The sequence below is a fragment of the Methanomicrobia archaeon genome (assembly GCA_011049045.1).
In the GTDB taxonomy this organism is placed as follows: Archaea; Halobacteriota; Syntropharchaeia; order Alkanophagales; family Methanospirareceae; genus JACGMN01.
On sequence record DSCO01000005.1, the window covers coordinates 1 to 21250 of the forward strand.

The 21250-nt window shown below is 53.5% G+C and carries 21 protein-coding genes and 1 pseudogene; 13 read left to right on the forward strand and 9 right to left on the reverse strand.

Annotated elements, in window-relative coordinates:
* Positions 1 to 282: 282 nt before the first annotated feature.
* The gene (locus tag ENN68_00425) at positions 283 to 711 is read left to right on the forward strand and encodes an archease (GenBank protein HDS44564.1); all 429 of its coding nucleotides are present in this window, start codon (positions 283 to 285) and stop codon (positions 709 to 711) included.
* On the opposite strand, the gene ENN68_00430 is transcribed toward ENN68_00425, so the two are convergent.
* Genes ENN68_00430 through cofE form a run of 4 tightly spaced genes read right to left on the reverse strand, consistent with a single transcriptional unit; the run spans position 700 to position 5353 of the window.
* Entirely contained in the window at positions 700 to 2271 is a 1572-nt protein-coding gene (locus tag ENN68_00430) for a phenylalanine--tRNA ligase subunit alpha (GenBank protein HDS44565.1), read from the reverse strand. The two genes, ENN68_00425 and ENN68_00430, sit on opposite strands and share 12 nt — an antisense overlap.
* A gap of 60 nt (positions 2272 to 2331) precedes the next feature.
* Positions 2332 to 4098: an aldehyde:ferredoxin oxidoreductase gene (locus tag ENN68_00435; protein HDS44566.1), complete on the reverse strand. Its 1767-nt coding sequence runs from the start codon at positions 4096 to 4098 to the stop codon at positions 2332 to 2334.
* A gap of 13 nt (positions 4099 to 4111) precedes the next feature.
* A complete protein-coding gene (locus ENN68_00440) occupies positions 4112 to 4522 on the reverse strand; it encodes a [Fe-S]-binding protein (GenBank protein ID HDS44567.1) in 411 nt (136 codons plus the stop codon).
* 54 nt (positions 4523 to 4576) lie between these two features.
* On the reverse strand, positions 4577 to 5353 hold the full coding sequence (gene cofE / locus ENN68_00445) for a coenzyme F420-0:L-glutamate ligase (protein ID HDS44568.1): 777 nt from the start codon (positions 5351 to 5353) through the stop codon (positions 4577 to 4579).
* Positions 5354 to 5449: 96 nt separating this feature from the next.
* Here cofE and ENN68_00450 point away from each other — a divergent pair, with 96 nt between their 5' ends.
* The 6 genes from ENN68_00450 (at position 5450) to ENN68_00475 (ending at position 11761) form a co-directional block, all read left to right on the forward strand.
* The gene (locus tag ENN68_00450; GenBank protein HDS44569.1) at positions 5450 to 5638 is read left to right on the forward strand and encodes a Trm112 family protein; all 189 of its coding nucleotides are present in this window, start codon (positions 5450 to 5452) and stop codon (positions 5636 to 5638) included.
* A gap of 69 nt (positions 5639 to 5707) precedes the next feature.
* Positions 5708 to 6358 carry a hypothetical protein gene (locus ENN68_00455; protein HDS44570.1) on the forward strand — a complete coding sequence of 217 codons (651 nt, stop codon included), beginning with the start codon at positions 5708 to 5710 and terminating at the stop codon, positions 6356 to 6358.
* Between the two features lie 122 nt (positions 6359 to 6480).
* Positions 6481 to 8088 carry a CTP synthase (glutamine hydrolyzing) gene (gene pyrG / locus ENN68_00460; protein HDS44571.1) on the forward strand — a complete coding sequence of 536 codons (1608 nt, stop codon included), beginning with the start codon at positions 6481 to 6483 and terminating at the stop codon, positions 8086 to 8088.
* Positions 8089 to 8127: 39 nt separating this feature from the next.
* Positions 8128 to 9783 carry an ATP-dependent DNA ligase gene (locus tag ENN68_00465; protein HDS44572.1) on the forward strand — a complete coding sequence of 552 codons (1656 nt, stop codon included), beginning with the start codon at positions 8128 to 8130 and terminating at the stop codon, positions 9781 to 9783.
* A gap of 140 nt (positions 9784 to 9923) precedes the next feature.
* Complete coding sequence (locus tag ENN68_00470; GenBank protein ID HDS44573.1) at positions 9924 to 11204, forward strand: MFS transporter; 1281 nt, start codon at positions 9924 to 9926, stop codon at positions 11202 to 11204.
* Positions 11205 to 11281: 77 nt separating this feature from the next.
* A complete protein-coding gene (locus tag ENN68_00475; GenBank protein ID HDS44574.1) occupies positions 11282 to 11761 on the forward strand; it encodes a DUF488 domain-containing protein in 480 nt (159 codons plus the stop codon).
* A gap of 48 nt (positions 11762 to 11809) precedes the next feature.
* On the opposite strand, the gene ENN68_00480 is transcribed toward ENN68_00475, so the two are convergent.
* Complete coding sequence (locus ENN68_00480; protein HDS44575.1) at positions 11810 to 12589, reverse strand: ATP-binding protein; 780 nt, start codon at positions 12587 to 12589, stop codon at positions 11810 to 11812.
* Positions 12590 to 12678: 89 nt separating this feature from the next.
* Between ENN68_00480 and ENN68_00485 the strand changes: the two genes are divergently transcribed.
* Both ENN68_00485 and ENN68_00490 read left to right on the forward strand, forming a co-directional pair.
* Positions 12679 to 13599 carry a radical SAM protein gene (locus ENN68_00485; GenBank protein ID HDS44576.1) on the forward strand — a complete coding sequence of 307 codons (921 nt, stop codon included), beginning with the start codon at positions 12679 to 12681 and terminating at the stop codon, positions 13597 to 13599.
* Positions 13600 to 14400, forward strand: a complete 801-nt coding sequence (locus tag ENN68_00490; protein HDS44577.1) for an MBL fold metallo-hydrolase — start codon at positions 13600 to 13602, stop codon at positions 14398 to 14400.
* A gap of 17 nt (positions 14401 to 14417) precedes the next feature.
* Here the strand turns inward: ENN68_00490 and ENN68_00495 are convergent, their stop codons facing one another.
* Positions 14418 to 14654: a hypothetical protein gene (locus ENN68_00495; GenBank protein HDS44578.1), complete on the reverse strand. Its 237-nt coding sequence runs from the start codon at positions 14652 to 14654 to the stop codon at positions 14418 to 14420.
* 146 nt (positions 14655 to 14800) lie between these two features.
* Here ENN68_00495 and ENN68_00500 point away from each other — a divergent pair, with 146 nt between their 5' ends.
* Positions 14801 to 15724, forward strand: coding sequence for a metal-dependent hydrolase (locus ENN68_00500; protein ID HDS44579.1), 924 nt, complete (start codon positions 14801 to 14803; stop codon positions 15722 to 15724).
* Between the two features lie 15 nt (positions 15725 to 15739).
* Positions 15740 to 15934: a hypothetical protein gene (locus tag ENN68_00505; GenBank protein HDS44580.1), complete on the forward strand. Its 195-nt coding sequence runs from the start codon at positions 15740 to 15742 to the stop codon at positions 15932 to 15934.
* Positions 15935 to 16328: 394 nt separating this feature from the next.
* Here the strand turns inward: ENN68_00505 and ENN68_00510 are convergent, their stop codons facing one another.
* The 3 genes from ENN68_00510 to albA all read right to left on the reverse strand — a co-directional run bounded on the left by ENN68_00510 (position 16329) and on the right by albA (position 18352).
* Positions 16329 to 16532, reverse strand: a complete 204-nt coding sequence (locus tag ENN68_00510; GenBank protein HDS44581.1) for a metal-binding protein — start codon at positions 16530 to 16532, stop codon at positions 16329 to 16331.
* Between the two features lie 268 nt (positions 16533 to 16800).
* On the reverse strand, positions 16801 to 17028 hold the full coding sequence (locus ENN68_00515) for a hypothetical protein (protein ID HDS44582.1): 228 nt from the start codon (positions 17026 to 17028) through the stop codon (positions 16801 to 16803).
* 1039 nt (positions 17029 to 18067) lie between these two features.
* A complete protein-coding gene (gene albA, locus ENN68_00520) occupies positions 18068 to 18352 on the reverse strand; it encodes a DNA-binding protein Alba (protein ID HDS44583.1) in 285 nt (94 codons plus the stop codon).
* A gap of 359 nt (positions 18353 to 18711) precedes the next feature.
* Between albA and ENN68_00525 the strand changes: the two are divergent.
* A pseudogene (locus ENN68_00525) lies at positions 18712 to 20240 on the forward strand (IS1182 family transposase).
* A 302-nt stretch (positions 20241 to 20542) separates the two neighbouring features.
* Positions 20543 to 20923, forward strand: coding sequence for a hypothetical protein (locus ENN68_00530; protein ID HDS44584.1), 381 nt, complete (start codon positions 20543 to 20545; stop codon positions 20921 to 20923).
* Positions 20924 to 21250 lie beyond the last annotated feature (327 nt).

A 21250-nucleotide genomic window follows, 5' to 3' on the forward strand; every position in this document is an offset into this window, starting at 1 on the left:
CTTCACAAAACCAGTGAGATAATCTACCTCGTCGGGAGCAAGGGAAAATCTGCTCATGAAACCAGTATGGAGTACCCCACATATAAATATTGACTGGAAAATAAATTGTCAAGACACTAGTGCATGCGCGCATATAAATACTTCGGTATCGAACCGTTCGAGCCCGTGGTAACAGACGAAGGTGTTCGTGGTTGTGGTTCCCAGAACTGGAAACACCGTTTCTTTACTTCAGGTGGAACAAACTAGTAGCATAGGGTGAGCATCGCGAAAAAAAAAAAGCACATGAAGCATGAAGCACGGAGCTACCGGTACATCGAGCACCCCTCTGATGTCGGGTTCGAAGCGTTCGGCTCGTCTCTGGAGGAACTCTTCGCCAATGCCGCGCTCGCCATGTACAGTTTCATGACCGACGTTGCGGCCATCGCGACAACAGAAGAGCGAGCGATAACGGTAGAAGCCGAAGATCTGTACAGCTTGATGTTCGACTGGCTCGATGAACTGCTCTTCCTGTTCGAGGCTGAGTTCCTGGTTATGACAGACTTCACTATCACCGTTGATACCACAACCTTTAGCATTACGGGCACGTGCCGCGGCGGGAAGTTCGATCCCGATACGCACGAGGCGGGTATCATCATCAAGGCCGTTACCTACAACATGATGGAGGTCACGAAGAACGAGCAGTGGCATGCGCAGGTAGTGTTAGATGTGTAACCCCTGTGTGATCTTCGTCTTCCGTAGCCAGTCGATATCCGACCGATAGAGATCGCGGATGTCCGTCAGGCCGAGACTCAGCATCGCAAGCCGTTCAATACCCAGCCCCCATGCCAGGACCGGGTACTGCACGCCGATGGGGTTCGTCACCTCCTCCCTGAAGACGCCCGCACCGCCGAGCTCCAGCCAGCCGTGCTCTGGCATGTACACCTCCACTTCAACCGAGGGCTCAGTGTAGGGGAAATAGCCTGGCCGGAACCGTATCGAGGGGAAGCCCATCTTGTGATAGAACGTTGCGAGGCAGCCGAGCAGATTCCTGAACGAGACGCCCCGGTCCATCACGATCCCCTCCAACTGATAGAATTCCGGCAGGTGCGTTGGATCGATCGTCTCTCGGCGGTACACGCGATCGATACTGAAGACCTTCACCGGCGGCTCGGGATGCGAGGCTAAATACCACAACGTTACCGCCGTTGTGTGGGTTCGCAGCAGCAGCTCCTCGCTCAACTCCCTCTTCCATGCACCGCCCCAGCCGGAGGAATTCAACGAGCCACCATGCTCGTGCATTTCCTTTACCTTTGTTACAATCCGCTCCTCGACGTCCAGGGGCTGCTTCGCACCCAGGTAAAAGGTGTCCTGCATCTCACGCGCCGGATGGTCCTGAGGCACGAAGAGCGCATCGAAGTTCCAGAACGCGCTCTGGATCAGATCACCCTTGATCTCCGTGAAACCCATCTCCGTGAAGATCCGCCGCATCATGTCCAGAATTCGCTGATAGGGATGGATCTTCGCCGGGAATTCCCGCTTCGACGGGAGATGCACGTCGTAGGTCTTGAACGTCCGCCCTCGCCATGTACCCGTGCGTAACAGCTCGGGCGTGAGTTGCGACAACTCATCCTCGATCGAGATGCCGCCATCAACGAGCGAGTGGCCTGATTCAGTAAGTGCTATGGTTCGCTCGACTTGTACGGTGGACACTAACAAGTTCCTCTTCTTCATCAACTCGCCCAAAACACGATTGAGCGATTTATCAGCTATTCCCGTGACGTTCTCCTTTACTCGATCTAGCAGGATACTTTCTTCCAGTTCCTTAGCATCATGAAGGATGCGCAATAACTCTTCGTCAACATTAGATTCCCAGAGGGTGGTCCCGGTTGGTACTAATAGCTTCTCGCCGTCTTTAGCTTCGAAGCGCGCCCACCCTTTTCGTAATAGCCAATTCGTTGCAATGTTCGCTTCCTTCTCGTCCCTGAACGAGTGCTTGAACTCCTCGAGCGGTAACGGTAACAATTCGAGCCCGCGACGCTCAGGCAGGCCTCTTTCCGCATATTCCCGGCCCTCCTCCGTTAAGTGCTGAATAAGCTTTCTTATTCCTTTTATCTCACAGAGCCCCTGCTGCGCCAGCATGAACGCAGCTTGCATCGCGGCGTCCTCGTTGAGACCCGTCTCCGCGGCTAAGGCGCTCTGATCCCATGCTCTGCTTCGTTCGCGGTCCAGCGCCAGCAGCACTTTCTTCTCGGTTACCGTGAGTGCTGTAGTCCTCTCAGGTTCTTCGGCCATGCGGTCTGTCTGCTATGCTATGCTCTTGTTAGATACCTGCTCTTTTAAAGCTGTGGGAGATTACGACCCCGCTTGCAGTCTCTGCTTGTAGAGCGCAAGTGCGTTTCGAAGCTCGTCCTCCTTCAAGAGTCCGTGCGGTGTTGGCACCTCGAAGATACGTTTCGGTATACGGATAGTATCCAGCTCGAAGCCCTCTCTGAACTTGAAGTTCATCTTTGCACGGTGGATCTCTCTCCCGAGCGCTTCCAGTTTCTCCGTCGTCCAGCCGTCGATCCCAATAGCGTCCAGCGCCTTCGGGATAACCTCGGGCGTGTAGACCTTTCGGGCGAAGAAGCAGACCACGAGGCTGGAGAGTATCTGCCGCCACTCCTCTTCCTTCAGCAGCTGATCCACCACCTCATCGAGCGTGAACTCCTTGCCCAGCAACTTCTGGTCAAGGTCATAGCCCGCGGAGTCGAGATGGCTGTGCCGTGCACCGGCGAGATTGTTGATATAGCACGCGATACCCGTATGATATTCGGGCATCTCGTTCCCCCCAAAGGCGAGCGCGAACTCCTGACCACCATACACACGCGAAGCGTGCTCCACGCCCTGCGCTAAGTCACGATAGAACTCGTTCGGCATGAGGACAATCCTCTTGATCGCCGTTAAATACGTCTCGGTATCACCCCATGCCAGCTTCAGACCGCCGGTCTGCGCCTCACTGATGAGCCCCCTCTCGTACGCTTCGGTCGCCCATGCGAGCGTCACGCCCGTGCTGAGCGCGTCCAACCCCGCGCGATCCACGAGATCGATCAGCCGCATGTATTCCTCCGCCTTCGTGACCCCGATCATGAAACCAAGCGCGTAGATAGTTTCATTATCATAGGAGAGTGTCGAGGTCTTGTAATAGTAACCCGGCTCGTACATCTCGCGGACTGAAGCCAGATGGATACAGCCCACCGGGCAGTGCGCACAGGATACGCGTCGTGAGAGGTACTTCAGCGCTAGATTTTCACCCGATAACTCCTTCGCCACCGCATCGGGAGCTTGCGCCGAGGTTAAATTCTTATAGGCCATGCCGCCGATCTTGTTCAGATCGTAGATCTTTCCTGCCGTGCCCAGATCATGATACTTCTCCATCGCGTCGGTCTCCACCACCACCTCTTGCAGCTCGTCGTAGATCGCTCGATACGCTTTCAGCTTCTCCTTCGGTATCTCCGCGCTTTTGTCTGCGGAGACCACGAGCGCTTTCAGCTTCTTTGAGCCCATCACCGCACCCAGCCCGAGCCGGCCGAAGTGGCGGTAGGTCTCGGCAACCACGCAGGCATATCGTACCAGCTCTTCACCCGCTCGCCCAATCCGAATGATGGATCTGAGCCCGCTCCCCGGCTCGGCTTCCCGTAAGATCCTGCCCACCGTGTGCGCCTCCACGCCCCAAATAGACGATGCGTTCCGGAAGTGGACGTCGTCGCCGTGGATCGCGAGATAGAGCGGGAGGTCGCTCGCGCCTCTGATGACGATCGCACCATAGCCCGCAAGCTTGATCGAGATCGCGCTTCTGCCGCCACAGTGGCTCTCACCCAAATTCCCGGTCAACGGTGATTTGAACATCGCGACCGTCTTCGAGGCCGAGGGGTACATACCTGAGATCGGGCCCACGGCGAAGATGATCGGATTCTCCGGACTCAGCGGATCGGTCCCGGGCGGGCATTCCTCCTCCAAAAGCTTGATCGCGACGCCCGTGCCGCCCAGATACGCGCTAAACAGCTCTGGCCGCGCACGTACCGCGATGTCCTTCTTCGTCAGATTTATGTACAGTACCTTATTCAGATCTTGCGCTTGCATTTTTCGCTACACCTCAGCTTTCCTCTACATCCACCAGACCGATAACATCATGCACGCAATACTCAGCGCATTTGCCACAGTATTTGCAGACCAGGGGCTTGTTCTTCTCAGTGTCCCAGAAGATCGCACCCAGAATACAGGCATCGACGCAGTAGCCGCACCCGATACACTTATCCTCGTCCAATATGATGCCCCCGCCTTCTCGTTCCCGTAAAGCGTCCGTCGGGCAGACCTTCGCGCATGGCGGGTTCTTGCACGCACGGCAGGCCGTGATCACGAAGCCGCGCTCTATGCCGCCCGCCGAACGCACGCCGATCGCGGACTTGTTCATACCACCGCGCCCCACGCGCCGCGAGCAGGCGAACATGCACTCCATGCAGCCGATGCATTTGTTCTCATCAAGAACCGCTAATTTCTTCACCATCGTTCTAGTTCACTATTCTCAGGCAGCGCAGAAAAAGCTTTGCGAGCCTGCAGCTTACCTGAAGAGGTCTTCCTCACGGGTGAATAGTAATTCGTGAATATCTCGTTCGGCCCGCTCCACCACCAATCCGCGGACGATCGCAATGGGCACGCCCTCCTGAAACTCGCCCATCACCAGATTCGCCGCCGCACAGATCTCGTCGGCGATCGCTTCTTTCGTTATCTGCGCGATCTTACCGAATCGGTCTTCCTCACCCCGTCGATCCACCAGAGCGGGAATACCCGAGATACCGACGCAGATGCCCGTAACACCGTCACGAAATGCACGGCCAAAGGAATCCGCGATTAATACCGCGATCTGTTTCCCGCTCTGCGCCTCGAGCTCACGGCGGAGCCGTCGCGCGCTCTCCTGTGGATCTTCGGGGAGCAGCACGGCCTTACCCGCCTCGACGTTCGACTCGTCTACGCCCGCATTAGCGCAGACAAAGCCGTACTTCGTCTCCACAATGAGATGGTTTCGCATCAATCGCTCGATGATGTTCGACTCCTCAAGAACGAGCTGCACGATCCGCGGGTCTTTCTCCGTTTCACGTGCTATTCGCTCCGCTTCGCTGCTCGCATGCACCGCGGCCAGGTCAACGACGCGCCCCTCACTCTTTGAGACGATCTTTGAGGTGATTACGATGACGTCGCCATCCGCCAAGCCCAGCTGCTGCTCCTGCACCGCATCGAGGAAGAGCTGAGGAAGATCATCACCTTCAGTGATCTCCGGCAGTCCCTGGATACCGATGATCTCCAGACGGCTCCCGGGAACGAACTTTCTGCTGCTCATCCCATTCTCTTTCCACCCCTGCAGATAAAAAGGGTGGTACCTTTAACTTGACCCGGGCTCAAAAAAAAAGAGTGGGATACGATAAAACGATACGCGATGAAGAAAGAGCTGATGGATATCCTCGCCTGTCCTGCCTGCAAGGGCGATTTGGAGCTGAGCATTCAGGCGGAAGACGAACAGAACGAGGTAGTGACGGGGAGTCTGTATTGCCGGCAGTGCGATGCGCGCTATCCGATAGAGGACGGGATTCCGAACCTCCTGCTACCGAAAGAAAAACGAACCTGACTGACGAGTACGCCGTTGATCGAGCCGTTTTCGACGCGGCGTGAGTGCGAGGAAAAGAGGAGCGAGCGCATGGGAAGAGAAAGGAGCACGGAACAACGCATACAGCAGAAGATATACTTGAGCAGGAAGGGTCTGAATTCGCTCGAATTCGAGCATGAAGTGCTGAGGATACCGCTGAAGGCGGGCGAGGAGACGAGTTTCGAAATCATTGTGATCAATCGCGGTGAACCAACACACGTACATTTTTCGCTGAGCCCGCGGATTCGGGACAAGCTCATGATCATGCAGGATAAGGTCTACGTCATCGAGACCGAGAAGGTAGCAGCAATGCTACGTCTGCCGAAGAGCTACGCGGGCGTCACCGACGAGTCCACCCGGGGCGATATCTTCGTGAGCTCGGGCTACGGCGCGTCCAAGCGCGCATTTAGTGTCGAGATCGTCGAATCGGAGGAGCTTAGCGCGCGTACGGAGCATGCGGACCGTGAGGCGCCGATCCCTGCGGCCTCATCGGTCGCGGAAAAGAAGGAGATTGTATTGACCGCAGACGAGCGTGAGTTCCTGTCTCGATTGGTCATCTCCGCCACGGTCATCACTATCATCTTCGTTCTGGTCGTCTTGATGCTGTACGTGGGCCTGTTCAGTAATTCGCCTGGAGCGCTCTTCGTTAGCGCGCTTATCGCCGCATTGCTCTTCCTGTTCCTCGTGCTTTACAACCTGTAGCCCGGCGGTGAGCTGAGACGAAAAGGTTTATCACCGACTGCACGGGTAAGTTGTTCATAGAAGCGTGCATCTTTTTATTCATTTCATACATCTGAGAAGCGTGGAGCAGAAGGGAGCTCGTGATGAAGTATATCGTGGTGACCGGCGGCGTGATGAGCGGGCTTGGGAAGGGCATCACTATGGCCTCCATTGGCCGGCTCTTGAAGGACCGCGGTTATTCCATCGTTCCGATCAAGATCGATCCGTACATCAATATCGACGCGGGCACGATGAACCCGTATCAACACGGTGAGGTCTTCGTCTGTGCTGACGGCACGGAGGTTGATCTCGATTTGGGCCATTATGAGCGGTTCATGGATATCGAGCTGGGCCGCGAGCACAATATAACCACCGGCATCGTGTATGACGCGGTGATTGAGCGTGAGCGGAAGGGCGAATATCTCGGCCAGACGGTCCAGATCATTCCGCACATCACGAATGAGATAAAGGCGCGTATCCGGGCGGTGGCGGCGGGGAGTGGTGCGGAGATCTGCCTGGTGGAGATCGGCGGGACGGTTGGCGACATTGAGAGCATGCCCTTCCTCGAGGCGGTACGGCAGATGCACGGCGAGGAGGATGAGAACGACTTTCTCTTCGTGCACGTGACCCTGGTGCCGTATACCGCGCTCGGCGAGCAGAAGACGAAGCCAACGCAGCATTCAGTGAAGGCGCTGCGCGAGCTGGGGCTGCAGCCCGATATCATTGTCTGCCGGTGTAAAGTGCCCCTTAAGGATGAGGTAAAGGCGAAGATCGGGATGTTCTGTAACGTGCGAAAGAATGCGGTGATCAGTGCGCGAGACGCGGAGGACATCTACGAGGTGCCACTGCTGCTCGAGCGGGAAGGCATGGCCGAGATCATCATGAGCAAGCTCCAACTGACGCAGGGTGTAGAAGATGCCAACTGGGCGATGATGGTGGCGCGGCTGAAAGAATCGAGGCAAGGGCCGTGCATAACTATCGCGATCGTGGGTAAGTATGCGGAATTAGAGGATTCGTATTTGAGCATCAAAGAAGCGATCAAGCATGCGGCGACGGCAGTTGGGTGCAACGTCATGGTGAAATGGCTCGAGGCGGAGGATTTGGAGGTTGCTGGCGGCTTGGAACCCTTCTTTGAGGGCGTTCAGGGCATTATCGTTCCCGGCGGATTTGGCGGTCGCGGCGTCGAGGGGAAGATCAACGCGATTCAGTACGCGCGCGAGCACAAGATCCCCTACCTCGGGTTGTGCTTTGGTTTTCAGATGGCGGTGGTGGAGATAGCCCGGCATGTCGGGCACCTCAAGGACGCGCATAGTGCTGAGCTCTCAGAAGGGACGCCACATCCGGTTATCGCTCTGCTGGAAGACCAGGAAGGCGTGGATGAGCTGGGTGGCACGATGCGGCTGGGCAACCAGCAAGTCTTCATCAGGAAGGGCACGATCGCAGAGCGGATTTACGGTATGAATAAGATCGTGGAACGGCATCGGCACCGGTACGAGGTGAATCCCGCGTACGTCGAGCAGATCGAGAAAGATGGCGTGGTCTTCTCCGGCTCAGACAGAAGCGGCATGAGAATAGAGATCGTGGAGCTCGAGGGGCATCCATTCTTCTTCGCCACGCAGTTCCACCCGGAGTTCCGATCCCGGCCGAACAAGCCCTCACCACCCTTTAAGGCGTTTATAGAGGCGTGTTTACCGGGTTCCTGCGCACCATGAACCGATCTTTTTGTCTTTGATCGGTACTTTTCTACTAGCATGCTGTTACGCGAGCTCACTGAAATCTACGAGCAGGTCAGAGCAACGTCAAGCACACGGGAGAAGATCACGCTGGTAGCGGATTTATTACGCGGAACGCCCTCGGCGCTACTGCCGCACGTCTGCTACATGCTCCGCGGCCGGCTGTTCCCGGATTATGCGGTGCAGGAGCTCCAAATCGGCTGGTCGAGCCTCTGGGATGTCGTTCGTTCCGTCGTTCATATCTCCGATGACGACCTGAAAGCGGCATACAACCGGTTTGGCGACCTCGGCTCCGCGGTCGAATTGCTCGTAACGGCAAAGCCGAAAATCGCCGTTTCTCTAGTCTCAGAGCCGCTCACCGTCGAGGAATGCTATAGCGCACTGATGAAGATCGCCACGCTCAGCGGTAAGGACTCACTGCGCCGAAAAAGGGCGATACTAACCGGGCTCCTGAACCAGAGCACGCCAGCTGAGGCGAAGTTCATCGTGAAGACGATTACCGGCGATATGCGCTATGGTTTCAAGCACGGCCTGCTGGAAGAAGCGATCGCGCAGGCCTTTTCAGTGGATGTGGCTGTGCTCCGTAAGGCATACATGGTGCGATCAGACATCGGCGAGGTGGCACAGCTAGCGAAAGAGGCGCCTGCAAGGCTGCAAGAGCTCACCATCGTGCTCGGCCGACCGCTGCGCCCGATGCTTGCGGATACCGCAGAGCAGCTCGAGGAAGGGTTCAGACGCTTCGATACCGCGCTCTTCGAGTACAAATACGACGGTGCGCGACTCAGCATCCATAAACATGACGAGTTCGTGAATGTATTCACCCGAGAAGCCGAAGAGGTGAGCCAATCGCTCCCTGAAATTGTTGCTGACGTCCGAAAGATTCCGCATTCATTCATCGTTGACTCCGAGATCATTCCGTTCGAGCACTCGCCGAAAGCATTCCAGGAGCTGATCAAGCGGCTCAGGCGGAAGTATCGCATTGACGAGTTTGCCCGCAAGATCCCGGTAAAAGTACACGTCTTCGACCTCCTGTATCTCGATGGCAAGACGCTCATAGATGTGCCGCTACTTGAGCGGCGTAAGCTGTTGCAGACCGTGATCGCGCCGAGTGAGCATGTAGCAATCGCGACCTATCTCCTGACGAAGAGCGCAGCCGAAGCGCGGATCATGTTCCAGGAGGCGCTCGACCACGGCTCTGAAGGCTTGATGATCAAGAACCCGCAGTCGTGCTACACGCCGGGCAAACGAGGCAGTGCATGGCTGAAGCTGAAGCCTGAGGCTGAAACGCTTGACCTGGTCGTCATAGCGGTCGAGTACGGCCACGGCAAGCGAGCACACCAGCTCTCGGACTACACCTTCGCGACCCGAGACCGGGACGAGAATCTTACGCCGATCATCAAGGCCTTCATCGGCCTGAAAGATGCAGAGATCGTGGAGATGACCGAATACTTCAAGGGCATTGCACGCGAGCAGCGAGGACGAGCCCTGATAGTCGAGCCGCGGGTGGTGGTGGAGGTGAAATTCGACGAGATACAGAAGAGCTCGCTCTACGAGGCCGGCTACGCACTCCGGTTCCCGCGCATCAAACGAATTCGCTGGGACCTCGCGGTCGATGAGATTGATACGATCGAAACGGTCGAGCGACTCTACCAGCGGCAGAAGCGACGTATATAGCCGTGCCTCTACGGGTAGCGGCAGGTGAGGCAGAAAGATGATGATCTGCGGAAGTGCATACGGTAAGGATCCCGGCCGGAATGGAGAAAGTGGGTATTTATATATCTCTCTATAACCAACAGTTTCTGAGGTTAACTACCATGAGTTCTGGTGATACGGTTGGCAACAGATGGTTTATCCTGGTTGGCGCGCTCATGCTCCAATTATGCCTTGGTGCGGTCTACGCGTGGAGTGTCTTCGCCGCTGAGCTGGAGACGGATAGTGCGCTTGGCGGATTTGGCTGGAGCGTAACGGAAACGCAGATCGTGTTCTCAGCTGCACTTGCCACCTTTGCACTCGTCATGGTCGTCGCTGGCAGATGGCAGGATAAGCTCGGGCCGAGAAAAGTGGCACTTGTTGGTGCAGTTGTCCTCGGGCTTGGCTACATACTCTCGAGTTTCAATCCCGGTAATTTCCTCTGGCTTGTACTCACGCTGGGTATTATTGCGGGGGCTGGAATAGGTATCGGTTATGTTTGCCCTATCGCCGCGATTGGCAAATGGTTCCCCGATAAGCTCGGACTGGCGACGGGAATAGCGGTCGCGGGTTTTGGAGCGGGCGCATTCTTCATCTCCGTCCTATCAGGTACGGGTATCGACATGCCGGGATTGAAGATCGATCTCATACAACTACTGTATAATTACGGGCTTGCCGGGACCTTGCTGATCTGGGGTGTGGTCTTCGTCGCTTTTGGCGGTTTCGGTGCTCTCTTGCTGAAGAACCCGCCAGCTGGCTGGAAGCCCGCGGGTTGGGAGCCCACAGTAAAAGCGAGAAGCACTCAGGTACCGGGTGACTGGGAACGAGCCGATATGCTCAAGACGCCTCAGTTCTGGATGCTGCTGGTTATGTTCATCTTCGCGGCTTCTGCTGGGCTCATGACCATTGGCATCTTGAAATTGTACGGTATTGATTCAGGGCTTCCCGCGGCTGCAGCTGGCACTGCCGTTGGTATACTCGCCCTATTCAATGGCGCGGGTAGAATATTCTGGGGCTGGACTTCAGATAAGATCGGAAGAACAATAGCGATGGGGATCATGTTCTTCTTACAGGCGAGTATGATGTTCGCGCTCATCGTATTGCGCCTTGGTTCAACTGAGGCGGGGCTCACCCTGGCGGCGGCCTGGATAGGGCTGATGTTTGGTGGCAATTTCGCCTTATTCCCTGCAGCGACACGGGAGTTCTTTGGGATACGGAACTACGGCGGTAACTACGCAATGGTATTTTTAGGGTATGGTCTAGCAGGCATATTAGGGCCAATCGTTGCAGGACAAGCGAAGGATGTTCTGGGTAGCTTTGATATAGCATTTATCGTCTGTGGCGTGTTGTGCATATTAGCTGCGGGATTAGCGTTCATAACAAAACCGCCGCAGTACTCGAGCTAGCTCGTCCTCTAACGAACCTGCTTACTAACTTCGCGACGGTAAGACCGCAGCACCGTGATGAATGAGGCTCGACCGGCATGAAAATCTGGACCGTGGGCACGAGTTCAAGGAGCATGCGGGAGTTCCTGCATGTGCTCAGAGCGTACCAGATCGAATTGGTTCTGGATATCAGGCGGTTCCCGACCTCCCGCTATCGCCACTTCACGCGAGAGCAACTCAGAGACTGCCTGGAGCAGCACGGCATTGTGTATCAACATGTAGGACGACTCGGCGGCTTTCGGAAGGGCGGCTATCGCGCGTACATGGAAACCCGTGAATTTGAGCGGGGATTGACCTACGTTGAAGAGCTTGCAGCATCAAAACGGGTCGTACTCATGTGCGCGGAGCTGCACGTCCTCAGATGTCATCGCCGGTTCATCGCCGATGCGTTGAAAGAGCGGGGTCATACCGTGCTACATATCGTGGATGACAGGACGAGCTACGAGCACAGCGGAGGAAAAGGTAAAGACATTGACCGGAAGCTGACCGAATTTTTGGGGGAGGACAAGTTCGATTAGATTGAGGGCACCATCGCCGACCCGCGGGCTGGCTTGCTCGCGATCTCTTTATCCCGCACAAACCGTCTCACAAATCGCCTTCACGGCCTCCACCGCCTTCGAATCATTCGGGAGTTCGATGATCGGCGTGCCCATCAGATCGAACGCTCCGATCGTCTCGTCTTCTGGTACCGTTCCTATGAGTTCAAGACCGCTCTGCGCTAGTAATCCGGGTAGAGCCCTTTTCACCTGCTCATCGTCCCGCACCTTGTTCACGATCAGGAAGATGTGCCGCACGTTAACCTGCAGCTTTTCCGCGAGCCGTTTAATCGATGATGCTGTTTCAATCCCACGTTTCGTTGGATCGCTCACCACCAGCAGCGTATCTACGTCCCGGGTCGTCCGCCGGCTGAGATGCTCCAGACCAGCTTCGCAATCGATGATGATCGTCGAGAACCGAGCTGATAATTTATCAATGAAGTGCCGGAGCATGTCATTGATCAGGCAATAACAGCCCGGTCCTTCAGAATGCCCCATCGCGAGTACCGAGAAGCGCGGCGTCTTCACCAGAATCTCCTCGATCTTGTACTCGAGCAGCATATCGGTGGGCATATCCTGGGAGAAGAAGACCTGCGACGGCGATGCGATCTCCTCACGTACGTCTCCGATCGTCTTCGTTATTTTTACACCTAACGCGCTCGGCAGGCTCGTTGCCGGGTCCGCATCGATTGCCAGTACCTGCTCACTGCTGCTCGACTCCGTGAGGAATTTCAATAAGAGCGCGGCAATGACCGTCTTTCCCGTGCCACCTTTGCCTGCGACCGCAATGATCTTCCCGCGCTTCACCATCTCGTCTCGTCTCTTCCTCCCGCACGTATCGTCCTACACTGCTCAGCCTTTCGGGCCAACAATTTATAGGGTACTGTTCAATTTTGTACATGAAAAGCCCTATGTCCGCACCGATTTATCTTGAGACATACGAGTGCGGTGAGCTTGACGAACGGATCGCGCAGCTCTGGAGTATACTGCGTGCCTGTACCCTCTGCCCGCGTGAATGCGGTGTTGATCGTATCAACGGTGAGCGGGGTTATTGCAAGTCTGATCGTCAGCTGATAGTCTCCAGTGTGCAGCCGCACTTTGGTGAGGAGGATGTGCTCGTGGGCACGCATGGCTCAGGCACGATCTTTCTCACCAACTGTAACCTGGGCTGCATCTACTGCCAGAACTATGACATCAGTCACCTCGGACACGGGCGACCGATGACCGAGGACGAGCTCGCGCGGAGCATGCTCCGGCTGCAACACCTGGGCTGCCATAACATCAATTTCGTCACACCCACGCACTTCACACCACAGCTCGTGAAAGCGCTCAAGGTCGCGATCGAAGGCGGGCTGCGCGTGCCGCTGGTCTACAACTGCGGCGGCTATGAGTCAACGCGGACACTTGCGCTGCTAGACGGTATCGTGGACCTTTATATGCCGGACCTTAAGTACAGCGATAATGAGGTAGCGAAGCGATATTCAACGGCACATAACTACGTCGAGGTCTCTCGGGCCGCGGTAAAGGAGATGCACCGTCAGGTTGGCGATCTCCGAGTGGACGAGCGTGGAATCGCGGTACGGGGCTTGTTGATACGGCATCTGGTACTGCCGCACGGCCTCGCAGGCTCTGAGGCGGTCTTTAAGTTCATTGCCACTGAACTCTCGCAAGAATCGTATGTAAATATAATGGCGCAATATAGACCTATGTATAAAGCGTGCGAGCATGATGAGCTGAGCAGGGGAGTAACGCTGCGCGAATACCAGGAAGCGCTCATGAGCGCGCGTAAGTGGGGGTTGCACCGGGGATTTGAGGATTAAATGACACGGAAGGAGCGAGACGAGCTAAAGTTCCTGGGTACTGCCGGCGCGCGATTCGTCATGATCACGCAATTTCGTGCCTCTGCCGGGACCCTGCTGAGCCTCCAGGGCACCAACATCCTCATCGATCCGGGGCCGGGAACACTGGTGAAATTTACCGCGAGCCGCCCGAAGCTCAACCCCGCAAAGCTTCATGCACTTGTGCTCACGCACAAGCATCTGGACCACTCTAACGATGTCAATGTGATGATCGAAGCGATGACCGAGGGCGGCTTCAAGCCGCGTGGCGTGCTGCTCTGCCCCAATGACGCGCTTCATAACGGGGGCGATGCGGTCGTCTTGAATTATTATAAGGGCCTTCTGGATCGCATTGAGATCTTTAAGGAGGGCGGCAGCTACACGGTGGGGAAACTCGAGCTCCAGACCCCGAAACGGCACGTGCACAGCATTGTGGAGACCTTCGGACTGAATATCAAATTACAGGGCGGAGCTTCGACGATCGTCTCCTTTATTTCCGATACGCTCTATTTCGAGGGCCTGGAAGAGTATTACGACGGCGCGGTGCTCATCATGAATGTCGCGATGTACCGGCGGCGGGACGGGGTCGATCATCTGTCCGTTAAGGATGCAAAGCGAATCATCGAAGCGCGGCGACCCGAAGTGGCAATCCTCACCCATTTCGGGATGACCATGCTCCGGAACAAGCCCTGGGAGATCGCCAAGCAGCTCAGCGACGAGACCGGGGTGGAGGTCATCGCCGCCCGCGACGGGATGCGATTCGATCTCAGCCCCTTCATATGAGCTTCGTTCCACGCTGCTCAGCACTCACGGTTCTGGAGATCTCCGAAGACGCGTCTATGCCACGCAACGAAGTCCTGCTTCTCCTCTTCAGTCATGCTCGCGAGCTCATAGGCCGCTTTATCCAGTAAATTGCTCATCTCTTCGGGCTCCAATTCGCGCAGCAGGTAGAGTAGTACCTTAAAGAAGACATTGAACTTCGCTTCCAGTCGTCCGACGCGCTCTTTCAACTTCTCGAGTTCTTCAGATTCGTTCATACTTACCTTACGTGCTCGCGGTATGAAAAATGCTCGCGCGCCTTTTATGTTATGTATGCACTGCACGAAGCGGGAAGTGAACCAAAAAAGATATAGCGAATGAGCTATACTCTACGTAAGAGCTCAGGGACGTAAAGAGTGGTGCCATGGATCCGCTGACGCATTACCTAGCCGGTTATTTTCTCGGACGCCGCAGCCAACTCGGTGATGCAGGCGTTCGTGCCGTTACGCTCTGCGCTCTCCTGCCCGATATTGACACGATTGGCGCGGTTGCCGGGTGGGATGCGTTATTCGTGCTGCATCGCACCGCGACCCATTCGCTCCTCGGCGCTCTGGTAATCGCGGTGCTCGTGGTGCTGGGATTCACCGTGGTGCGGGACAGGGTGCAGGCACGACAGCTCCTTCCCTGGTGTGTACTGGGCACGCTCAGTCATCTCTTCCTGGACCTCTTCTCCTTCAAGACCTCGCTGCTTACGATCTTTGGCGTCGCAGCGGCACAACAAGCAGGGCCGGAATATCTGGAGGGCGTTGAGCTCCTCTGGCCGCTCTCAACGGCGCGATTCTCGTTCGTTACAGCGGGGCTGCTCTCCCAGGAGTGCATAAATATCGCGATGCTGGTGATCTTCTCTCTGGCTATCGGCGGCGTGGTCCGTGAAGCGCGGAGGGGGACGTACCCGTGGCACTCGTGGATCACCCTTTTTCGTGAATCGAAATGCTTTAGCGAGCTGAGCTGCAGGTTCACGATCGGTGAGCGGCGGTTAGCCACCCCGTATTGGTCGCTCTGCGAGCGGCTCACCACGCCGCAGTTTGAGGATGGAGAACGCTCCGATGATAATACCGGCAATAGTATCGAAGAGGAGGTCGAGCATGGTCTCGTGGAGCCCCCGCTGCAATGTCGTACCGAGCATGAGATCGAAACCCCATTCCAGAAATTCCCAGACCACGCCCATACTCATGGCAAACAGAACCGTAAAAATGCCGAACCCGAGCGGCGGGAGCTCGACGATACGCACGTGAAAGGCAAGATCGTAGAGGAGGATTACGGCGATGAGGGCGACCGTTGCGGCTGATACGAATTGGGTGAAATGGCCGTAGAAGGGCACTATTTCGTAGAAACCACGGTAGCCGCCAATCACGTGGAGGAAGATGGAGATCGTGATGGTGGTATCGAAGAGGAGGGGGAGTTTCATCTTGAAATCGCGCTCCAGAATAGTGGGCACGAGGGTCAGGAAGAGCGCGAACGAGCTACCGATGAACCAGACGTAGTCACCCCTGAGTAAGGTCGTCACCGCCAGAGCAGCGATGATAAACTTCAGGAAAATGCTCACCAGGTGCTTGTGGCCGAAACGTGACATATCCAGACACTCACCTCTTGATCTCCGCTACGCCATACCGGTAATACTGTACGAGCATCTTATTTATCACTTTATCCTGAATGTAGCTCCGTGTGATCGGTGCATCATCTAATATGATAAATAAATGGATTCTCTGCCACACGGAGGCGAGAGCGGAGCATCGCTAGGCACCGCGAATGCCACATGATGCGGCGCAAGAGTGGGCGGGATTTACGCCACCTGCACATCGCTCCGAACAGTACAGCACACCCTTTGTACAGGTAGTGTGGGGCCGGAGAAATTTGACAGCACGCTGCGACATGCCACTTTCATATCCACTTCAGGTGCGGTTTGTCGCGGACAATAATGCCAGCGTAAGAACAAAGATAGCCCGCTCATGCTCTTCCAAACTCAGATTGACCTGCAAGGGTGAAATACTCAGCTCTTTGTACTTCGTGAAATCGCAATCAAAGCCTTTCGCTTCACAGTACTTCTTAAACTGAGCCAATAACATATGGAGGTGTACCAGTTCTGTTTTTTTCATTGTTCGTATTCTCTATCTGTTTCAAGCTCTGTGATTAGTTCCCTGATTACCAAATGTGCCACCATTTTTTTGCTCCCTCGGTATGTTTCTCTTATCTGCCTTGCCTGTTCGTAATCTCCACCCGTTTCAAGTTCCGTAATTAGCTTCCTCGGTTTCATTTCCCTGATGACTCTTTAACAGAGTATAATACTATTTTATCCACATCAACGCTTACAGTTCTATTCCCAAGAGACGGTAAACGGGTCGAAGAGATATTCCCCCTTTTTTATTATGGGATTTTTCCGTTCTTTATCTGTGCGGTATCCACTAAAAGATTTTCAGCCTGTGCCTTTAACATCCCTGATTCTACCACCAATTTATTCGCTTTTAAATGTAGCTGCTCATACGTTCTCATCGTTTCTTCCCCTTCAAAGCTACACACACCGCAGCCACATTCACAACAATACCCCACAGCGCCCTTTGTGCTCCCGGCGTTCATCTGCAATATCTTTACCATTCTTTACTCCCCTCCTTCTATCCTGCCTTGCATCCATTCGGGCACTTATATTCGGTGCCCACCTAACTCCACACTTCTTACAGCAGAACCTTGACGATTCTTCGCTCTGATGAGTCTTTAGCAAACTATGATCTTATTTTATCAACATAAATCCTGCTAATACTGCCTCTATGTCTTCAGATAGACTCGAAGATTAAGCACTGAACTAGGCTAGGATTACATATTACACGTTAGGTCTCTGCTTTTGAAAATTCTTCAAGTCCCTCATTGAGTTTGAAAATTAGACCGTATTTCCATAATACACGGTTTAACTTTGATGGTTCCATTTTCAACCCCCAACAGGTTGACAGTCCCGTATCGATACATCTTATAAAAGATTTTTCCGCCATCTTATCAACCGCTTTCATGTCCATCTTTTTTTCCGCTCTTATTTAGTAGTATGCATTTTGTACTTAAATACCTATGTTTTGGCGATTGAAAATACCGTATACAAATAAACTCTTTATCGAGACGCAAAGTCAAACGGGCGACCAAAAGTTAATTTCGGGTATGCGATGGCTCTTACAAATTGTGAATAAAAATGGTGAGAAAGCGAACCACGGGGGAAGAAACAGTGAAGTGGAAGGACGAAGCGATAAAGAAGAAGCGGTGATAAAAGCGGAGGGAATGAAGCGGCGGGTGGCGGCGCGGAAGAAGCGATATAAGCAGAAGGCAAAGCGGCTCAGAAGGACTGCGGTAGAAAGAAAAGCTATTTTCTCCGTCTAAACTTTAAATAAATTGTTAATAACGCTCAAAAAAGAAAAATAAACGTTAATATCGCTTAGTTAGAATGTTTTTACCAGTAAATTTGAGCTAACGTCTCTCTCGTCGTCTAATATAACTTTATAGCCGCTATCCAGTCCTCATACTGCTTGCCATTGGTTTCAATAAACTGGGAGAAGCACGAAAAAATATTGACCGCCTTTTTGAAGCTACAAGCAGGGTAGTTCACGATATGAACGAGTTAAACCTCTGTGCTTCTTTAGCTATACTACTAACGTTACGCTTTGGCTTTCAAGGTTATTTCCAGCGAAGAGACGTTCATTTTGTCTCCGTTTTCCCCTACGAGCTGCTCTGTTCCCATCTTTATGTCCTTCACGTCTACGCCAGGCATGAACTTATTCCGTACTACCTCTGCGGTATCCACGGCTCGTGAGATCGCTCTACCTCTTGCTTTGATTACTACCTCGTCGCTCAAGCCGTTGTTAAACTGCGTCACTACTGCCAGGACATAACTCATCACTGGCTTATTTCCGATATAAATCACGTTGTCTTCTCCAGACATTTTTGCATCACAACGTTATACATACTACTCAAGGTTATATAAGCAAATTAGCTTTTTACCACACCACCAGAAAACCTGCTACCCAAAAATCAGAAGCGTCCTGAGAAAGCGGCTTTGATAACGTTTTTTCTCACAGTTTTAGAGGCGGTCCAACAATTCTACCGCCACGCTCTAAAACGCGATCGTGCTAACACAAAATGATCCGCCATTAATGTCCTCAGCATATTTAGGATAATTGATAGATAATTGTGAGACAATGTGCTGAGCGTTTATAGCTGCCTCATTTCAAGTCAATAGCAAAGCTTTTAATATGGTTTCACATACTATAATAGTACTATACGAATGGAGTGTTGATAGAAATGACGCTAAGGGAGGATAAAATGGGACAGTCATGGTTATTTCCACCAGCTATTACTGATTTTATACCGGAAGACCACATCTGCCATCTGGTTGCTGCCATCGTGAATAACATGGATATCCGTGACGTGGAGAAGAAGTACAGGTCAACACCAGGCAACCCGGTATATCCACGCCGGATGTTGCTGAGATTGGTGGTTATGGCATCCGTTGATTCTGTGTGGTCTTCGCGGAAAATTGCGAAACTGGCTTGCGAGAATGTGATTTATATGTACCTCACCGGGAACGAAAGGCCCGATTTCAGGACGATCTGCAATTTTAAAAGGGAATGCAAAGGGCTGCTTGAAGAGACCTTTAAGAAGACCGTTGTGGTCGCCAAAGCTGCGGGCATCGTGACCCGGGGACATATCTCGACGGACGGGACAAAACTCAAAGCCAATGCCTCAAATAGCTACACGCTGACTGAGAAGGAGCTGGAAGAGATCAGGAGAATAATAGATCGGGGGATAGCGGTGGATGAAGAAGAGGACCGGCTCTACGGTGATAAGCGCGGCGACGAACTTCCGCCAGAGCTCGATTCGCCCGAGAAGATCCGCAAAAAGCTCCAGGAGCTTGAAGAAGCTTCCGGCAAAAGGGTGAAGAGAGCGACGAAGCACCTGATCGAGCAGTATGCGCACGGCGATGCGCGCCAGCGGGAAAAGATCCGCGAAAAGCTGGAGAAGGCCGAGGAAGAGCTCACCACGAGCGGCCAGATTGCTGTCAGTCTGAGTGACCCCGAGGCGCGGTTTATGGGGAATAAGAACCACCGGGAACTCTCATATAATGCAATGCGCAGATCACCGTGGATCACGATTCCGGGATAATTCTGGCCAATGACGTCACGCAGGAGTGCACTGACCACCAGCAGGCGCAGCCGCAGCTCGAGCTGGTGGAGAAGCATCTCGGTGCCTTGCCAGAAGGAACGAAGGTAAGCATGGATAACGGCTACTTCAGCGGCGCGAACCTCTGGTATCTGGAGCAGAAGGCGCTGGATGGCTATATCCCTAATAGTAAGCAGGCACAGGAGCAGAAGGGCAAGAAGGTTGAGGGAGGTCAGTATTCGAAGGATAAGTTCGCCTATGATGAGGAGAAGGACCACTTTATCTGCCCTGCTGGCGGCCTACTCACCAGAAAAGGGGCATATGTGTACGACGGTAAGCCGCTGTACACTTATTACGGTGCGAACTGCCGCGATTGCCCGTTCAAGCGGGACTGCGCGGGGAAAAACCGCCAGCGGGTCATCACGACCGATGAGTACGCGGCGGAACGGCGGCGGATGGCCGCGAAGATGCGATCTGATGTTGGGAAAGAGGAGTACCGGAACCGAAAAGAGACGGTCGAGTGGGTATTCGGGAATATGAAACAGAATATGAAGTTCCGAGCGTTTCTGACAAGGGGCACCAAAGGTGCGCGAATGGAGCATAATCTGGTGTGCACGGGTCATAACCTGAAGATAGTGTGGGGTAAGTTGGGTAGGAACGTCCCTGCCCTGGGAAAAATAGGTGGCTCATTCGTCAATTTGGCATCTCAGGTTTGTGGGCTCACGGGATTGTCTTATTCCCGTAACTTGTTGGTCTGTTCATAGGATTGATTGCGAGACGGCCTCAGTTTTAATCGATAAAACCAGTGCGAAGGTTTAACTACTCCGCAGTTTTAACTATTATTGTGGAGCGTTGTCATAATGTTCGAAACAGAAGATCTTTTGGTAAGGGAATATTTCAGAAAAATTATCGGGGAATACGGACTGAATATAATGAAAAATGTTCCTGATAATGAAATAGCGAGAACGTAAAGCTGAACGATGCGAAACCCTCCTCTATAAAAAAAGTTCTCTACAAGTTATATGAGCGTAGGAATGCCGAGTACAGGACCGAACGTGATGATAATAGTGGCCGGATCACTTATTGGTGGTGCTTTAATTCCAATAATGTCAAGAAAATGATGGATAAAGAAGCGGATGACGAGTTACATGAATTAAGTAATAAACTCGAATACGAAAGAAGTGGTGATTTTTACCACTGCCACTGTCAATGTGTTTTATTTGAAGTAGCAGCAGAACAGGATTTCTGGTGTGAGGATTGCGAATCCTATTTCGAACATTTTGATAACGGGGTTCTAATAAAGGAGTTAGAGGAGCAGATAAAAGAAAGAGAGAACGCGAGAAGGAGGGATTAAGGGTGACGGGGAGGAGATCGACGGAATCTAACCAACGGCTCATCCCAAGCGCGAATGCTTTTTGTGTAGTAAATAGGATCTTATGGGCTTCACCGTATTTTTGTTCTGATTAGCTCTGCTAAATTCTGCCATTCTCAGATAAAAATAAAGTGGCTCTCCCCGCTGAAGAAGTGAACAGCATCATTAGGTAGCCTATCAGAGCGGTGTCGAGTAGAGCTCATAGCCTACCTCTTGTTGGAGTACTGGCTCCGAGGTGACTATGAGCCCCCTCACAGAACCGGACGTGAAGTTTTCCCTCATCCGGCTCTTCAGGAGCACATCCTCTGC

Coding starts and splice junctions, on each gene's coding strand:
- ENN68_00425 (HDS44564.1), top strand. CDS start 283: ATGAAGCATGAAGCACGGAGCTACCGGTACATCGAGCACCCCTCTGAT.
- ENN68_00430 (HDS44565.1), bottom strand. CDS start 2,271: ATGGCCGAAGAACCTGAGAGGACTACAGCACTCACGGTAACCGAGAAG.
- ENN68_00435 (HDS44566.1), bottom strand. CDS start 4,098: ATGCAAGCGCAAGATCTGAATAAGGTACTGTACATAAATCTGACGAAG.
- ENN68_00440 (HDS44567.1), bottom strand. CDS start 4,522: ATGGTGAAGAAATTAGCGGTTCTTGATGAGAACAAATGCATCGGCTGC.
- cofE (HDS44568.1), bottom strand. CDS start 5,353: ATGAGCAGCAGAAAGTTCGTTCCCGGGAGCCGTCTGGAGATCATCGGT.
- ENN68_00450 (HDS44569.1), top strand. CDS start 5,450: ATGAAGAAAGAGCTGATGGATATCCTCGCCTGTCCTGCCTGCAAGGGC.
- ENN68_00455 (HDS44570.1), top strand. CDS start 5,708: ATGGGAAGAGAAAGGAGCACGGAACAACGCATACAGCAGAAGATATAC.
- pyrG (HDS44571.1), top strand. CDS start 6,481: ATGAAGTATATCGTGGTGACCGGCGGCGTGATGAGCGGGCTTGGGAAG.
- ENN68_00465 (HDS44572.1), top strand. CDS start 8,128: ATGCTGTTACGCGAGCTCACTGAAATCTACGAGCAGGTCAGAGCAACG.
- ENN68_00470 (HDS44573.1), top strand. CDS start 9,924: ATGAGTTCTGGTGATACGGTTGGCAACAGATGGTTTATCCTGGTTGGC.
- ENN68_00475 (HDS44574.1), top strand. CDS start 11,282: ATGAAAATCTGGACCGTGGGCACGAGTTCAAGGAGCATGCGGGAGTTC.
- ENN68_00480 (HDS44575.1), bottom strand. CDS start 12,589: ATGGTGAAGCGCGGGAAGATCATTGCGGTCGCAGGCAAAGGTGGCACG.
- ENN68_00485 (HDS44576.1), top strand. CDS start 12,679: ATGAAAAGCCCTATGTCCGCACCGATTTATCTTGAGACATACGAGTGC.
- ENN68_00490 (HDS44577.1), top strand. CDS start 13,600: ATGACACGGAAGGAGCGAGACGAGCTAAAGTTCCTGGGTACTGCCGGC.
- ENN68_00495 (HDS44578.1), bottom strand. CDS start 14,654: ATGAACGAATCTGAAGAACTCGAGAAGTTGAAAGAGCGCGTCGGACGA.
- ENN68_00500 (HDS44579.1), top strand. CDS start 14,801: ATGGATCCGCTGACGCATTACCTAGCCGGTTATTTTCTCGGACGCCGC.
- ENN68_00505 (HDS44580.1), top strand. CDS start 15,740: ATGGCCGTAGAAGGGCACTATTTCGTAGAAACCACGGTAGCCGCCAAT.
- ENN68_00510 (HDS44581.1), bottom strand. CDS start 16,532: ATGAAAAAAACAGAACTGGTACACCTCCATATGTTATTGGCTCAGTTT.
- ENN68_00515 (HDS44582.1), bottom strand. CDS start 17,028: ATGGTAAAGATATTGCAGATGAACGCCGGGAGCACAAAGGGCGCTGTG.
- albA (HDS44583.1), bottom strand. CDS start 18,352: ATGTCTGGAGAAGACAACGTGATTTATATCGGAAATAAGCCAGTGATG.